Annotated in this window: 11 protein-coding genes, 2 tRNA genes and 2 rRNA genes; 4 read left to right on the top strand and 11 right to left on the bottom strand. The window is 34.3% G+C overall.

Annotation, left to right across the window (positions count from 1 at the left end):
• Positions 1 to 126: 126 nt before the first annotated feature.
• The 10 genes from ACNI3D_RS01175 to thiC all read right to left on the bottom strand — a co-directional run bounded on the left by ACNI3D_RS01175 (position 127) and on the right by thiC (position 11,348).
• Positions 127 to 3,043, bottom strand: a 23S ribosomal RNA gene (locus ACNI3D_RS01175).
• A 277-nt stretch (positions 3,044 to 3,320) separates the two neighbouring features.
• A tRNA-Ala gene (locus ACNI3D_RS01170) sits at positions 3,321 to 3,396 on the bottom strand.
• Between the two features lie 22 nt (positions 3,397 to 3,418).
• Positions 3,419 to 3,495: transfer RNA gene (locus tag ACNI3D_RS01165), tRNA-Ile, on the bottom strand.
• A gap of 111 nt (positions 3,496 to 3,606) precedes the next feature.
• Positions 3,607 to 5,123 (bottom strand): 16S ribosomal RNA (locus tag ACNI3D_RS01160).
• The 16S and 23S rRNA genes sit together here with 2 tRNA genes alongside, the layout of an rRNA operon.
• 307 nt (positions 5,124 to 5,430) lie before the next feature.
• Positions 5,431 to 5,778 (bottom strand): nucleotide pyrophosphohydrolase, encoded by a 348-nt coding sequence (locus ACNI3D_RS01155; protein ID WP_419767985.1) that lies wholly within the window; start codon positions 5,776 to 5,778, stop codon positions 5,431 to 5,433.
• Positions 5,779 to 5,780: 2 nt separating this feature from the next.
• Positions 5,781 to 7,265 carry a PLP-dependent transferase gene (locus ACNI3D_RS01150; protein WP_419767984.1) on the bottom strand — a complete coding sequence of 495 codons (1,485 nt, stop codon included), beginning with the start codon at positions 7,263 to 7,265 and terminating at the stop codon, positions 5,781 to 5,783.
• A gap of 12 nt (positions 7,266 to 7,277) precedes the next feature.
• Complete coding sequence (locus ACNI3D_RS01145; protein ID WP_419767983.1) at positions 7,278 to 8,429, bottom strand: trans-sulfuration enzyme family protein; 1,152 nt, start codon at positions 8,427 to 8,429, stop codon at positions 7,278 to 7,280.
• A 145-nt stretch (positions 8,430 to 8,574) separates the two neighbouring features.
• Positions 8,575 to 9,690 (bottom strand): Mrp/NBP35 family ATP-binding protein, encoded by a 1,116-nt coding sequence (locus ACNI3D_RS01140; protein ID WP_419767982.1) that lies wholly within the window; start codon positions 9,688 to 9,690, stop codon positions 8,575 to 8,577.
• 86 nt (positions 9,691 to 9,776) lie between these two features.
• Entirely contained in the window at positions 9,777 to 9,989 is a 213-nt protein-coding gene (locus ACNI3D_RS01135; protein ID WP_129101649.1) for a hypothetical protein, read from the bottom strand.
• 9 nt (positions 9,990 to 9,998) lie between these two features.
• Positions 9,999 to 11,348 carry a phosphomethylpyrimidine synthase ThiC gene (gene thiC, locus ACNI3D_RS01130; protein ID WP_129101650.1) on the bottom strand — a complete coding sequence of 450 codons (1,350 nt, stop codon included), beginning with the start codon at positions 11,346 to 11,348 and terminating at the stop codon, positions 9,999 to 10,001.
• A 164-nt stretch (positions 11,349 to 11,512) separates the two neighbouring features.
• On the opposite strand from thiC, the gene ACNI3D_RS01125 reads away from it, so the two are divergent.
• The 4 genes from ACNI3D_RS01125 to ACNI3D_RS01110 all read left to right on the top strand — a co-directional run bounded on the left by ACNI3D_RS01125 (position 11,513) and on the right by ACNI3D_RS01110 (position 14,944).
• On the top strand, positions 11,513 to 12,379 hold the full coding sequence (locus ACNI3D_RS01125; RefSeq protein ID WP_419767981.1) for an HDOD domain-containing protein: 867 nt from the start codon (positions 11,513 to 11,515) through the stop codon (positions 12,377 to 12,379).
• An 89-nt stretch (positions 12,380 to 12,468) separates the two neighbouring features.
• The gene (locus tag ACNI3D_RS01120; RefSeq protein WP_419767980.1) at positions 12,469 to 13,593 is read left to right on the top strand and encodes a bifunctional 2-C-methyl-D-erythritol 4-phosphate cytidylyltransferase/2-C-methyl-D-erythritol 2,4-cyclodiphosphate synthase; all 1,125 of its coding nucleotides are present in this window, start codon (positions 12,469 to 12,471) and stop codon (positions 13,591 to 13,593) included.
• Complete coding sequence (locus ACNI3D_RS01115; protein WP_129101653.1) at positions 13,590 to 14,474, top strand: response regulator; 885 nt, start codon at positions 13,590 to 13,592, stop codon at positions 14,472 to 14,474. The genes ACNI3D_RS01120 and ACNI3D_RS01115 overlap by 4 nt, the downstream gene beginning before the upstream one ends.
• Positions 14,474 to 14,944 (top strand): phosphatidylglycerophosphatase A family protein, encoded by a 471-nt coding sequence (locus tag ACNI3D_RS01110; protein WP_419767979.1) that lies wholly within the window; start codon positions 14,474 to 14,476, stop codon positions 14,942 to 14,944. Before ACNI3D_RS01115 ends, ACNI3D_RS01110 begins: the two co-directional genes overlap by 1 nt.
• On the opposite strand, the gene ACNI3D_RS01105 is transcribed toward ACNI3D_RS01110, so the two are convergent.
• Complete coding sequence (locus ACNI3D_RS01105; RefSeq protein ID WP_419767978.1) at positions 14,945 to 15,436, bottom strand: Crp/Fnr family transcriptional regulator; 492 nt, start codon at positions 15,434 to 15,436, stop codon at positions 14,945 to 14,947. It lies immediately after the preceding gene.
• Positions 15,437 to 15,446 lie beyond the last annotated feature (10 nt).

Here is a 15,446-nt window from a genome sequence, read left to right as displayed (position 1 = left end):
GAGTATTAAAAGCAAAGAATGCTCTTAATACTCAACTCAATTGTCTTGAGTGTATATTAATGTTAAAGTCTTTTACACAACTTTTATTAAGTATGTACTTAATAAGATAGTAAACCAAGAAATATATAAAATAAGCCAAACGATCTATTAGTACTAGTCAGCTAAATGAATTACTTCACTTACACATCTAGCCTATCAACCAGCTAGTCTTGCTGGGATCTTCAGGGAAAGTTCATCTTAGAGTTGGCTTCGAGCTTAGATGCTTTCAGCTCTTATCACATCCGTACGTAGCTACCCAACGATGCTCTTGGCAGAACAATTGGTACACCAGTGGTACGTTCATCCCGGTCCTCTCGTACTAGGGACAAATCTCTTCAACTTTCCTACGCCCACGGAAGATAGGGACCGAACTGTCTCACGACGTTCTGAACCCAGCTCGCGTACCGCTTTAAATGGCGAACAGCCATACCCTTGGGACCTGCTCCAGCCCCAGGATGCGATGAGCCGACATCGAGGTGCCAAACCTCCCCGTCGATGTGAGCTCTTGGGGGAGATCAGCCTGTTATCCCCGGCGTACCTTTTATCCTTTGAGCGATGGCCCTTCCACACAGAACCACCGGATCACTATGACCGACTTTCGTCTCTGCTCGAGTTGTATCTCTTACAGTCAGGCTGGCTTATGCCATTATACTCAACAAGCGATTTCCATCCGCTTTGAGCCAACCTTTGCAAGCCTCCGTTACTTTTTAGGAGGCGACCGCCCCAGTCAAACTACCCACCAGACATTGTCCTGAACGAGGATAACTCGTCCCAGTTAGTAACTCAAATATTCAAGGGTGGTATCTCAAGGGTGGCTCCCTATGTACTTGCGTCCATAGTTCATAGCCTCCCACCTATCCTGCACATGAATATCCAAGCTACAGTGTCAAGCTGTAGTAAAGGTGCACGGGGTCTTTCCGTCTTTCCGCGGGTAGGAGGAATTTTCACCTCCACTACAATTTCACTGGATCCCTGGTTGAGACAGCTCCCATCTCGTTACGCCATTCATGCAGGTCGGTATTTAACCGACAAGGAATTTCGCTACCTTAGGACCGTTATAGTTACGGCCGCCGTTTACTCGGGCTTCAATCAAATGCTTCGCTTACGCTGACATCATCAGTTAACCTTCGAGCACCGGGCAGGCGTCACACCTTATACATCCTCTTGCGAGTTAGCAAAGTGCTGTGTTTTTGGTAAACAGTCGGGAGGGACTCTTTGTTGCAACCTCTTCCGCTTTTGAGAGTAAATCTCTATACAGAAGTAGGCACACCTTATACCGAAGATACGGTGCTAGTTTGCAGAGTTCCTTAACCAGGGTTCTTCCACGCGCCTTAGAATACTCATCCCACCCACCTGTGTCGGTTTACGGTACGGGCAACAAATAATATACTTAGTGGCTTTTCTTGGCACGACAGTATCATCGATTCTGAATTGATTCCGAAAAATCGCAACAGCCTGTAAGATCTCGGTCGAATGTGTCCCGGATTTGCCTAAGATACAACCTACATCCTTCGAGCCACTATTCCGTCAGTGACCTCGATTAACTCTATGCGTCCCCACATCGCGCTTATTTGTTGGTATTGAAATATTAATCAATTTGCCATCGTCTACCCCTTTCGGACTCGACTTAGGTCCCGACTAACCCTACGATGACGAGCATCGCGTAGGAAACCTTGGGTTTTCGGCGTTGAGGATTCTCACCTCAATTATCGCTACTCATGCCTGCATGCTCACTTCTATCCGCTCCAGCACTCCTCGTCGGTATACCTTCAACGCTGAATAGAACGCTCTCCTACCACTTGTACAAGTACAAGTCTAAAGCTTCGGTGTACATCTTAGCCCCGTTATATTTTCCGCGCAAAATCACTAGACCAGTGAGCTGTTACGCTTTCTTTAAAGGGTGGCTGCTTCTAAGCCAACCTCCTGGTTGTCACAGTAACTTCACATCGTTTTCCACTTAGATGTAACTTTGGGACCTTAGCTGTTAGTCTGGGTTGTTCCCCTCTCGACGATGGATTTTATCACCCACCGCCTGACTCCTATGATTACGCATATAGTATTCGAAGTTTGATAGGGTTTGGTACCGCGGTAAGCAGCCCTAGCCCATTCAGTGCTCTACCCCTATATGTTACGACATAAGGCTATACCTAAATATATTTCGGAGAGAACCAGCTATCACGAAGTTTGATTGGCCTTTCACCCCTATCCACAAGTCATCCCAAGACTTTTCAACGTCAGCGGGTTCGGTCCTCCACTGGCTCTTACACCAGCTTCAACCTGCTCATGGATAGATCACTTCGTTTCGGGTCTGCAGCATCTGACTATGTCGCCCTGTTAAGACTCGCTTTCGCTACGGCTCCGTACTTGACTTAACCTTGCCAGACACCACAACTCGCAGGCTCATTATGCAAAAGGCAGTCCGTCACCCTGTTGCAAGCAACATAGGGCTCCGAATGATTGTAAGCTAATGGTTTCAGGTTCTATTTCACTCTCCTCGCTGGAGTACTTTTCACCTTTCCCTCACGGTACTTGTTCACTATCGATCTGTAAGTAGTATTTAGGATTGGAGGGTGGTCCCCCCAGATTCAGACAAAATATCACGTGTTCCGTCCTACTCAGGATACCAATAGAGCTCTCAAGAGTTTCGTATACAGGAGTTTCACCTTCTATGCTATACCTTTCCAGATATTTCTACTACTCTTTTAAGTCTCACATTATGGTCCTACAACCCCCAATGCAAGCATTGGGTTTGTCCTAATCCGCGTTCGCTCGCCGCTACTTACGGAATCTCGTTTGATTTCTCTTCCTCTGGCTACTGAGATGTTTCACTTCACCAGGTTAGCTCCCCGCAGGGTAACATATATCTCTATATGCTGGGTTGTCCCATTCGGAAATCCTCGGATCAAAGCTCTTTGGCAGCTCCCCGAGGCTTATCGCAGCCTAATACGTCCTTCATCGCCTCTTACAGTCTAGGCATCCACCATTAGCCCTTAATAGCTTATAATTTGTATAACTATATTTCTATAGTTACCTTTTTGATAATTATTCCTTGGCTACTATCTTATTAAATACAATATTTAATAAAACAGTAATTGTGTGTTTAAATTGTTTTCTATTTTGTATTAAAATAAATCTCTTTATTCTAATTCGAAAAAATTTTAAAGACTTTAACATTAAATTTTTAAATAACATTTAGGATAAATCCTAATATTAATACTTCTCTTAAGTACTAATATTAAAATTTACTAATTTCTATTCTACTTTGGTTTAGGTGCTAATGTTGGTGGAGAATAGCGGGATCGAACCGCTGACCTCCTGCGTGCAAGGCAGGCGCTCTCCCAGCTGAGCTAATTCCCCAACAAAGATTATCTTCTTCTCATGGTGGGCCTACCAGGACTTGAACCTGGGACCTCACGATTATCAGTCGAGCGCTCTAGCCAGCTGAGCTATAGGCCCATTCTTCACCTATTATTTTCAATAACCTTTACAAACCGAATATGATATTGGATATTTACCCATTTTATTTTATTTCTTGAGATTAGAAACGAATCTAATCTCATTACTCTGAAAGGAGGTGATCCAACCGCAGGTTCTCCTACGGTTACCTTGTTACGACTTCACCCCAGTCGCTAAATCCACTGTGGAAGGTAGCTATTTTAGCATCCCCGCTTCGAATGAATTCAACTCCCATGGTGTGACGGGCGGTGAGTACAAGACCCGGGAACGTATTCACCGTAGCATAGCTGATCTACGATTACTAGCGATTCCAACTTCATGTAGTCGAGTTGCAGACTACAATCCGAACTGGGAGGCATTTTTGAGATTCGCTCCACGTCACCGTATTGCTGCTCTTTGTATACCCCATTGTAGCACGTGTGTAGCCCTGGTCGTAAGGGCCATGATGACTTGACGTCGTCCTCACCTTCCTCCTACTTGCGTAGGCAGTCTCGTTAGAGTTCTCAGCCGAACTGTTAGCAACTAACGACGAGGGTTGCGCTCGTTGCGGGACTTAACCCAACATCTCACGACACGAGCTGACGACAGCCGTGCAGCACCTGTATGAAAGCTCCTGCAAGCAGGCACCAATTTATCTCTAAAAAGTTCTTTCTATGTCAAGACCAGGTAAGGTTCTTCGCGTATCGTCGAATTAAACCACATGCTCCACCGCTTGTGCGGGTCCCCGTCTATTCCTTTGAGTTTTAATCTTGCGACCGTACTCCCCAGGCGGTACACTTAATGTGTTAACTGCATTACTGCAAGGTCTAGCCTCACAACAACTAGTGTACATCGTTTAGGGCGTGGACTACCAGGGTATCTAATCCTGTTTGCTCCCCACGCTTTCGCGTCTCAGCGTCAATTGTGTTCCAGTAGATCGCCTTCGCAATCGGTATTCCTTCTGATATCTACGGATTTTACCCCTACACCAGAAATTCCATCTACCTCTCCCACATTCTAGGTTAACAGTTTTGGAAGCAGTTCTATGGTTGAGCCATAGGATTTCACTTCCAACTTATTTACCCGCCTACACGCTCTTTACGCCCAGTAATTCCGAGTAACGCTTGCACCCTCCGTATTACCGCGGCTGCTGGCACGGAGTTAGCCGGTGCTTATTCATATAGTACCGTCATTATCTTCCTATATAAAAGGAGTTTACGCACCGAAATGTGTCATCCTCCACGCGGCGTTGCTGCATCAGACTTTCGTCCATTGTGCAATATTCCCCACTGCTGCCTCCCGTAGGAGTCTGGACCGTGTCTCAGTTCCAGTGTGACTGATCATCCTCTCAAACCAGTTAGGTGTCATTGCCTTGGTGAGCCATTACCTCACCAACTAGCTGATACCGTACAGGCCAATCCTAGAGCCATAAATGTTTCCCTTGCAGACTTAGGTCTTAAAGGCATATGGGGTGTTAGCAGACGTTTCCATCTGTTATCCCCCTCTCTAGGGCATGTTACCTATATATTACTCACCCGTGCGCCACTTAGCTGACAGTTAAAGCAAGCTTTAACCCGTTCTCGTTCGACTTGCATGTGTTAAGCACGCCGCCAGCGTTCACTCTGAGCCAGGATCAAACTCTCCATAAATGTTTAGTTTAATCATGACTAGTGTCTAACTCTTTTATCTAATCTTCCTAAAAAGATTAATTGCAATTGTTTACTGACATTACTCATTGTTTTTTTAATAGACGAGAATTGTATAAATTCTCTTGTTTTATATCATATTCGGTTTATAAAAGTTACTTACTTCTTAAAACCGTAGTTTGTTAAAGAACATCAACCCTTTGCGACGTTTGTCACTCAAATTGGACGGGAATTATAATAGGTTTTTTTGCCTTTGTCAAGTGCTGGGAATTAAATTTAGCTTAAATTTTGAAAAAAAATATTTTTTGCACTAATTTTTCTTCCCATATTCGATTTTATCGCCATTTTTATCATATAAGGGATACTTTATTTCATTTTTACTCATTTTTGAAATAATTGCTTTTTCTAAATCTATATTATGCGAATAACAAATTCTTAGCAAATAAACTGCAATATCTGCAATTTCTTCTTCTAAATGCTCTTTTTTTGCCTTATCTAAATTTAAGCTTTGGTCTTCATTTAGCCATTGAAAAATTTCAACTAGTTCTGCTGTTTCTACACTAAGTGCCATTGCTAAATTTTTTGGATTGTGAATTTTATCCCAATCCCTTTCTTTTGAGAATTTTAAAATCAGTTCTTTTATTTTGTTCATGTCCATAATTATTCCTCTAATCTTTTGAATTCTTCTATTATGTCATTAATGTTTTCACTACCAACAGAAATTCTAAGTATATCTTTAGGTAATCCAATCTCATCCAAGTATTTTTCACCCTCTTCACTTTTTATATAATCATAGTGAGCAAGATATGTATACGGCATAAGAAGAGTAAACTCTGTTCCTAGACTAGGTCCCTTTGCAAAATTTAAATTATCATATATAGTTTCAAATGATTTATTAAAAGTTACAGAAATAAGTCCTGTATATGAATTATCATCTTTCATTATTTGTTTATACTCAAATTCATTTTCATCATTTAAACAATAATATATCTTATCTATATAAGAACACTTTTTAAAGTATTCAACTAAAGCTTTTGTATTTGAACTAATTCTTTTAACTCGTCTTTCATAATCTTTTATTTCAAAAGCCATTCTTTGGATATCTTTTATATATGCTTTATCGCAATGTTTAAAAAACTCAACATTCATATGAGATAGTTTTGATTTTTGATTCAAAATAATTGCACCCATTAGAACATCTGCATTACCTGAAGCAAATTTTGTAAGAGACTCTACATATATATCTGCATAATCATTTAAATTTACATTATATGGTGTTGCCAATGTGGAATCAACAACCAAAGGAATATTATATTTTTTGCAAAGAGAGTTTAATCTTTTCATATCAACACATAATAAAAGAGGATTTGTAGGAACTTCTGTGATTATTGCACTTACTTTAAAGCCGTTTTCTTTTAAATACTCTTCCAATAAGTCTAAGTTTTTTACATCACAAAAGACTTTTGATTGTTCATAATAGTGTTTTACTATATTCATAGTATCTAAATACAACCAACCAAGTTGAACTAGAATATTTCTTCCATTTCTTCTTTGAATATTTTTTATACCTTTAACAACACCATACATTGCGTTCATACCTGAAGGGGCTAAGGTAATATTTTCTTTTGGTTGATTATAAGCTTTTGCTAAAGTTGAAACTACTAAATCAAAAGCAATTTTTTCTTTTTCTTTTTCTTCTATATGTTTTGAATTTATCAATCCAATATTATATAAATAATCTTCTGCAAGTCTAGATGATAAATTATAACCTACATGTTGTATAAACATCAAAACTCTTTGGAGTTGACAAGTACCATTTCTTACTAAAATTACACCAAAAGGCTCTGTAATCTCTATTTTATTATGTATATAATATTTATCACTTAAAATATCTACAGCTTTTTGGGAGCTTAAAAGTACCACTTCATAAGAATCACTTATTTTATATTTTTCTTTTATATATTTTGCAAGAATTCTTAAATATGGATGCATAGTAAATCTGGGATAACCAGACTTTATTTTTTCCATCGCTTCGCCAAAACCCTCTTCATAATCAATAACATCTTTGAGTTTTGGCATACTTACACTTACCGCATGAACATTATTTTGTGGTAGTGTTTCACCACAATCTATAGGCTTAAACAAACTATTCTTCATCTATTTTAAGGCTTGCTCAATATCTTCTATTAAATCTTCAACATTTTCTAATCCAATAGAGAATCTAACTGTACCATCACTTATTCCAATGGCAGCTAGTTCCTCTTTTGAAAATGATGCATGTGATATTTTTGCAGGAATTTCTACTCTAGAATCAGGACTTCCAAAAGAACATTTTTCACCAAAGATTTTTGTATTTTCAATAAATTTTTCTGCAAAATCTTTATTTATAAACTCTGCACAAAAAACTCCTGGAATATAATCCATTTGATAAGTTGCTAGTTTGTGTTGAGGGTGCGATTTTAAACCTGGATGCATAACAGCTTTTATAAAACTTTGTTTTTCTAAAAATTCAGCTATCAATATAGAGTTTTTTTGATGTTCTTTCATTCTTATTTTAAGAGTTGGTATTCCTAAGCTTATTAAAAATACATCCATTGGATTTTGACTTCTTCCATGGGCATTTGCATAATAGTGAAGTTCATCAGCCAATTCTTTTGTTTTTGCAACAATCGCACCAGCTACTACACTTCCATGTCCTGAGATATATTTAGTAGTAGAGAAAAGAGAAAAATCAGCACCCATATCAAGTGGCCGTTGTGAAATAAAAGTTGCGAGTGAATTATCAAGAGCAAAAAGAGCATTATATTTTTTTGCCAAAACAGATACCATACCTATATCAATTATTTTAAGACCAGGATTTGTGGGTGACTCACATAACACTAAATCGATTTTATTATTTTTTAGAATTTTTTCCAATTCTGGTTCACTTAAGAAATCAGCAAAATGTACTTTTATATTATATTTGCCTTGAAAAACTTTTAATAATCTAAAAGTTCCTCCGTAACAATCAGATTCTACCAAAACTTGAGAGTTTGCTTTTAAAACTGTTTCAAATAAAAGTGATACTGCACCAATTCCTGTATGTGTACATACACATCCTGCTCCATTTTCTACTTCTGTAAAAAGATTTTCTAAAGCTTCTCTTGTAGGATTATCACTTCTTGTATAATCATATATCTTTTCACCATCTTGTTTTTTTAAATCAAAAGTTCCTGTATTATATATAGGAAAGTGTGAAGCACCGTACGGATCTTGAATTGTAGCAAAATCTTGTAGATGAGAAAGTTTTGTTTCTAAGTGTTTTTTCATAATAAGCCTAATAATTTTTTGTTTATTATATCTAAGGATTTATAATCATTTGATATAAGTTAATTAATTTTTTATTATGATGTTATAAAATGAGTAGTTTTGAAGAGGAATATTTAGAGTTAATAACTCTAAATATTCTTAATAATTATTTTGCTGTTGAACAAGCAGATACACCAGGAGGTGTAGTTGGTTGAATAGAAGCATTTTCAGCTTTTTCGCTTACATTATCAATAAATTCAATTAATGTTTCAGTTGCTTTCATATATCTTTTTGCAGAAATTGATTCAGGATGGAAATAAACGATTGGTTTTCCATTATCTCCACCTTCTCTAATAGCAGGTTCAATTGGAAGATTTCCTAAAACAGTCGTTCCATACTCTTTAGCTAAAGCCTCACAAGTACCCATACCAAAGATATCAGACTCTGTACTACATGTAGGACAAATAAATCCACTCATATTTTCTACAATCCCACCAACTGGAATATGAAGTTTCTTAAACATATCTAAACTTCTTCTTGAATCATCAAGGGCTACATGTTGTGGAGTTGTAACATTTACACCACATGTTACAGGAACGCTTTGAGCTAATGTTAATTGTGCATCACCAGTTCCTGGAGGCATATCAATAAATAAAATATCTAATTCTTCCCACAAAATATCTCTTAGAAGTTGTTGGATTGCTTTCATAATCATAGCACCTCTCCAAATAAGAGCTTGTCCTTCTTCCATAAGTGATCCCATAGACATAACATCTACTCCATAAGCATGGAATGGTTTTGCTTTATTTCCTATTACTTCAACTTCTTTACCTTGTAATCCGAACATTCGTGGAATATTTGGTCCATAAATATCAGCATCCAAAATACCAACTCTCTTACCTTGCATTGCAGCAGCTACTGCTAAGTTAACAGTTGTAGTTGATTTTCCAACTCCGCCTTTTCCTGAAGATACCATTACAAAGTTTTTAATTTGTGGAGCAATATTTTTTCCACTAACACTATTACTAGTTTGCTTAGGAGCTTCTGGTTTTTTTACTTGTAAATCTAAATTTGTAACACCAATATTTTCTAATACTTTTTTAATATTAGTTCTTAATTCATGTTCCACTTCTTGTGCACTTGAAGTTATTTCTACAAGTACACTTACAGCAGTACCATTTACTTCAACATTTTTTAAAAATCCAAACTCTACAATTGATTTTGTAAAACCTGGATAAATTACTTTTTCTAATTCTTTTTTTATATCAGCTATATTTGCCATCAAGATTTCCTTAAACTTATTATTCAATTTTTCGCATTATAGATAAAATAGGATAATTTTTATCTTAATTGTAAATCATAGTTTTTTTACCATGATTTATAATTAATTTTACTAGATATTTCAAAGCCATCATCCTTTTCATTTAATGAAAATTCATGGCTTTGACAACTTTTTTTATTCATTATTTCGATAATTTCTTCTGCTTTTTTTAAAGCAACTTCTCTATTATAGTATTCAAATTCTTCATCAAACTTAAATCTTCTTACACAATGACAAGGTTTAAGTACTTTTACTTTCATTAATTAGCTTTATATAGCTGCTTTCATAGCTTCACCATGTTCTTCAACAATCTTTTGAGTAATCTTATATGAACAAAATTTTGGTCCACACATTGAACAAAATTCTGCTTCTTTAAATACATCTTGTGGAAGTGTTTCATCATGGTATTCTTTAGCACGATCTGGGTCTAAACATAATTCAAATTGTTTATTCCAATCAAAGGCATATCTAGCATCAGACATTTCATCATCTATATCTCTTGCACCTTTTCTTCCTCTTGCAATATCAGCACTATGAGCTGCTATTTTATACGCAATAATACCTTCTCTAACATCTTGGGCATTTGGTAAACCTAAGTGTTCTTTTGGTGTAACATAACAAAGCATACTTGCTCCATGCCATCCACCAACAGCTGCACCAATTGCAGATGAAATATGATCATAACCAGCTGCGATATCAGTAGTAAGTGGTCCTAAAATATAAAAAGGAGCTTCATGACAATACTCTCGTTCTAATTTCATATTTCTCTCTATTTGATTTAAAGGCACATGCCCAGGTCCTTCAATCATAACTTGAACATCTTTTTCCCAAGCTCTTTTTGTAAGCTCTCCTAAAATCTTTAATTCAGATAATTGTGCTTCATCAGAAGCATCAAATAGACATCCTGGTCTTAAACTATCACCTAATGATAAAGAAACATCATGTTTTCTACAAATATCTAAAATCTCATCAAAAGCATCATAAAAAGGATTTTCTTTGTGATAATGCATCATCCAAGCAGCCATAAGTGAACCACCTCTTGAAACTATTCCCATTTTTCTTTTTGCAACATGAGGCATAAATTGTAATAAAAATCCTGCATGAATAGTAAAATATGAAACACCTTGTAAAGCTTGTTTTTCTAAAACTTTTAACATAACTTCAATAGATAAATCTTCTATTTTATCTTTACAATCATGCAAAATTTGATAAATTGGAACTGTTCCAATAGGTACAGTAGAATGTTCAATTACTGCACTTCTAATAGAATCAAGGTCACCACCTGTACTTAAATCCATAATAGTATCAGCACCATGTTTTAAACAAACATCAACTTTTTCAACTTCCCCTGCTATATCTGAAGCTAAAGCAGAAGAACCAATATTTGCATTAATTTTACAACTTGATGCCATTCCTATTGCCATTGGTTTTAAATGTCTATGATTTACATTTGCAGGAATAATTAATCTTCCCCTTGCAATTTCACTTCTAACCAATTCTGGTTCAATTTTTTCTACTTTTGCAACATATTCCATTTCAGGTGTTATCATGCCTTTTTTTGCATAATACATCTGTGTTCTTACTTCATCATCTTTATGATTATCTAACCAATCTCTCATAAAATATTCCTATCTAAAATTTTCCCTGATTATATCAAGTTAAGTTTATAAAAACTTAATCTATTAAATTAATTTTATCACAGAAAGAAATAATTAATAAAATGTATATTTTATATGCACAAGATAATTTAATATACTACATTAAATGAAAAAAAATTGGTATAATGTATAATAATAAAAAATTTATTAACACATTTGTTAGTAATATTATAAAACTTGATATTAAAGAAAAAATAGAATCGCTACCACCTTTACCAAATAGTGTTATTGAGTTAGAAAACTTTAGAAGACGACCAGAAAAAGAACCTGTGGAACTGCTAAAGATTATTGAGCAAGATCCACTTATTATTACAACTCTTTTAAGAGTTGCCAACTCTGCAATGTTTGGTTTTAGAAGTGAAGTGGAAACTCCAAGCCGAGCTGTAAACTTACTTGGAATAAACTTTACTATTTCTATTGCCCTTGGTTCAGTTGTTCAAGATTTAATAAAATCAAATTTAAATGCCTATAATATATCAACTGATGATTTTTTAATGGCATCAAATTTGGCATCTAATATCATAAATAATTGGGTAGGTGAAATTGACTTTGGACTAAAAGAAGACCTATTATTACCTGCGTTTTTACAAGAAACGGGTAAGTTTATTATTTCTGAAATAATTCAAGAACAAAATAAAACTGAAGAGTTTCAAGAAGCATTAAAAACAGCAGAAGGAAGCTTATCTAGTATTGAAGAAGCCTTTACTGGATTTTCTTGTTCAAGAATTACTGCAAATATTTTTAAACATTGGAATTTAAGTCATAATCTTATTTTTACTATTGGATTTGTAGGTAATGTTGAACAATGCCCAGAAGAATATCAACGAAAAGTTAAAATACTTGAAGTAGTAAAAATTTTAACTGATATAAGAAATCCATTGGGCGATGAACATATTGAAAGAGCTTTACAATTAGCGACTAAATATAATCTTGAAATTGAACCTTTAGTAAATGCTATTGATAGGATCAAAGAAAAGATGAGTGAACAATAATTTTAATTAAAATTAACTAATTTCCTAACTTAAATTTTTCATAAGTAACATTAGTTATAATTTGTAACTTTTTTACACAAGGGGTATTGTTGTCTAAAGTTACTTTATTAATATTATGTGCCGGAAATTCTACTAGATTTGGACTTAATTGTAAGAAACAGTGGCTAAGAGTGGGAGATATTCCACTATGGCTATTTGTTACTAAAAGAATTACTTCTTACTATAATTTTGATAATGTAGTTATTACATCTTCAAAAGATGAACTATCTTATATGAAAAATTTTTCTGATGAATACAAATTTATTTTAGGTGGAGATACAAGACAAGAGTCTATGATAAATGCTTTAAAAACAATTGATTCTAACTATGTAATGGTTACAGATGTTGCAAGAACTTGTATTCCTAAAGGTGTTATTTTAGATCTTATTTCAAATAAGGAAAAAGCTTCTTGTATTGTTCCTGTTTTAAATGTAACAGATACTGTTGTATTCAAAAATGAAACAATTAATAGAGATGAAGTAAAACTTATACAAACTCCCCAGCTTTCAAATACAAAAATTCTAAAAAAAGCTCTTGATACTGATGTTTTTTTTACAGATGACAGTTCAGCAATAAAAAATATAAATGAATCAATTTTTTATGTAAAGGGAAGTATAGAAAGTAATAAATTAACTTTTCAAGAAGATCTTAAATTAACCCCTTGTCTTAAAGGACCTTCAAATAATTTCTTTACAGGATTTGGAATAGATATTCATGCTTTTGAAGAGAATAAACAAATGGTACTTGGTGGAGTTAAAATTGATAGTAATGTGGGATTTAAAGCTCATAGTGATGGAGATGTATTAATTCATTCTGTGATTGATGCACTGTTAGGTGCATGTGGAGCAGGTGACATTGGAGAATTTTTTCCAGATACTGATAATACATATAAAAATATTGACTCAAAAGTATTGCTTGAAAAAATAGTAAACTTTATTTATAATGTTGGATATGAAATAGTAAATGTAGATTTTACAATCCTTGCACAAAAACCTAAAATAAACCCTTTTAAATTTGAAATTAAGAAGTTAATGGCACAACTATTAAATATTGATATGCAATATGTTAATGTTAAAGCAACAACTGCTGAAAAGCTTGGGTTTGTAGGAAGAAGTGAGGGTGTTACAGTCCATAGTGTTGCAACACTAAAATATTTTGATTGGAAAAATAAATGAATATATTGATAATAGAAAATGAAATTTATCTAGCACAAAAAGTTGTTTCAAGAATACTTGATGATGGTCATTCTTGTGATTTTGTTGAGATGCCAAATAATAATTTAACCAAAGATTACGATATGGTTTTATTATCAACTTCACTTCCTAGTGAAATGGTAAAAAAAACTATTCAAAAATATAAAAACTCTATTATAATCTTGCTTGTTTCTTATATTAGTGATGAAACTGTTACTGAGCCAATAAATGAAGGTGCAAAAGATTATATTATGAAGCCATTTATTATGGATGAATTAATAAGAAAGATTTACCACTATAAAGAGTGTAGACAGATGAAACAAGAGTTATCTACTCTTAAAACATATGTTGAGTTTTTACTTGAAGAGATAGATACAACTGGCGTTAATATATCACATTCTTTGCCAATGCTTGTGGAAACAAATTCACAAAGATGTACTGATAAATTAGCTTTTGAAATATCAAAATCTTTAAAATTACCAATTAGATTTATAGCCCTTGATAGTCCAACTTGGCAAAAAGAATTATCAACAATTACTAACAAAGAAGTAGTTTACCTAACTGATTATCATTCATTAAAGAAAAGTGCGAAGGATAATGTTTGTATTGCAATAGAGCATAAAAACTGTATTATTAGCTCTTTAGAAAAAGAAGTTGATTTTCCTTTTCCTAAAATTGAATTTATGAGACCTGATATGTTTATGTTAAATAATAATATTATGACCATAAATGATTATGTTAAGATGATGGTTATATCATTTCAATCAAAATATCCTGATACAGAATTATCGAAAAAACTTGGAATTTCAAGGAAATCACTTTGGGAAAAAAGAAAAAAATTAGGAATTGAGAAGAAGAAATAATGAGAAAAGCCTTTTTAACTCTTTTTTACAGTGGATTATCTCCTAAAGCTCCAGGTACTGTTGGTAGCTTTGTTGCCTTGATTATGGGTCTTGCTCTTCTACAATATATCCATGTATCAACACTTTTTTTACTCTCTCTTTTAATTTCAGTTATTGCTATTAAACAAATCAATATCTATGAAGAAGAAGTTGGTATGCATGATGGAAAAGAGATAGTAATAGATGAATTAGCTGGAATGTGGCTTGCTCTTTCTATCTGTGGTATTACAAATGAAAACATGGCATATCTAGCACCTTTGGCATTTTTGTTCTTTAGACTTTTTGACATTTGGAAACCATCTATTATTGGTAAAATTGATAAAAATGTAAAAGGTGGTTGGGGAGTTATGGGTGATGATTTAGTTGCTGGTCTTGCAGCTGGTATTGCTTCTGCTGGAGTGTATCAACTATTATTAAAGTTTGTTCTTTAATTAATAGTGTTTTTTATTCATCTGCACAATTTTTGCAGATAGTTCTATAATAACATTTTTATAAAATTTTGAAATACTAGTTTGTTCTTTAAAGTCTTTAATTCGAAAGGCCAATACTAATGTATTAGACTCTCCTGACTCAACAGTAGCACTTCTAGGTTCTCCTGTAAGTCTCATCATTTCACCAAATAGCGCTGGTTTATCAATGGTAGCAATTCTAACACTTGATCTTGCATCTATTTGTTTTTTTCTATTTATATAAAGTTTACCTTTTAATAAATAATATATATAATTTCTAGTAGTTTCACCCTCTTGAAATATGATTTCTTTATTTTTGTATGTTATGATTTTTGCTTCTGTGATTATCTCTTCAATCTCATCTTTGCTTAAAATAGAAAAAAACGGTATTTTTTTACTTATTTTAAGTAACATTTTCATTGCATCAATTTCTTTTTTGTTAGTAACATCTGTATTATTTTCTAGAGTTTCCATTTTCATCCTT

Origin of the sequence: Arcobacter siniprincipis (SeqCode), from assembly GCF_048571125.1 — a bacterium.
Classification (GTDB): domain Bacteria; phylum Campylobacterota; class Campylobacteria; order Campylobacterales; family Arcobacteraceae; genus Arcobacter; species Arcobacter siniprincipis.
Note: the sequence above shows the minus strand (reverse complement) of the source record. Positions and strands in the feature narration are given on the sequence as shown.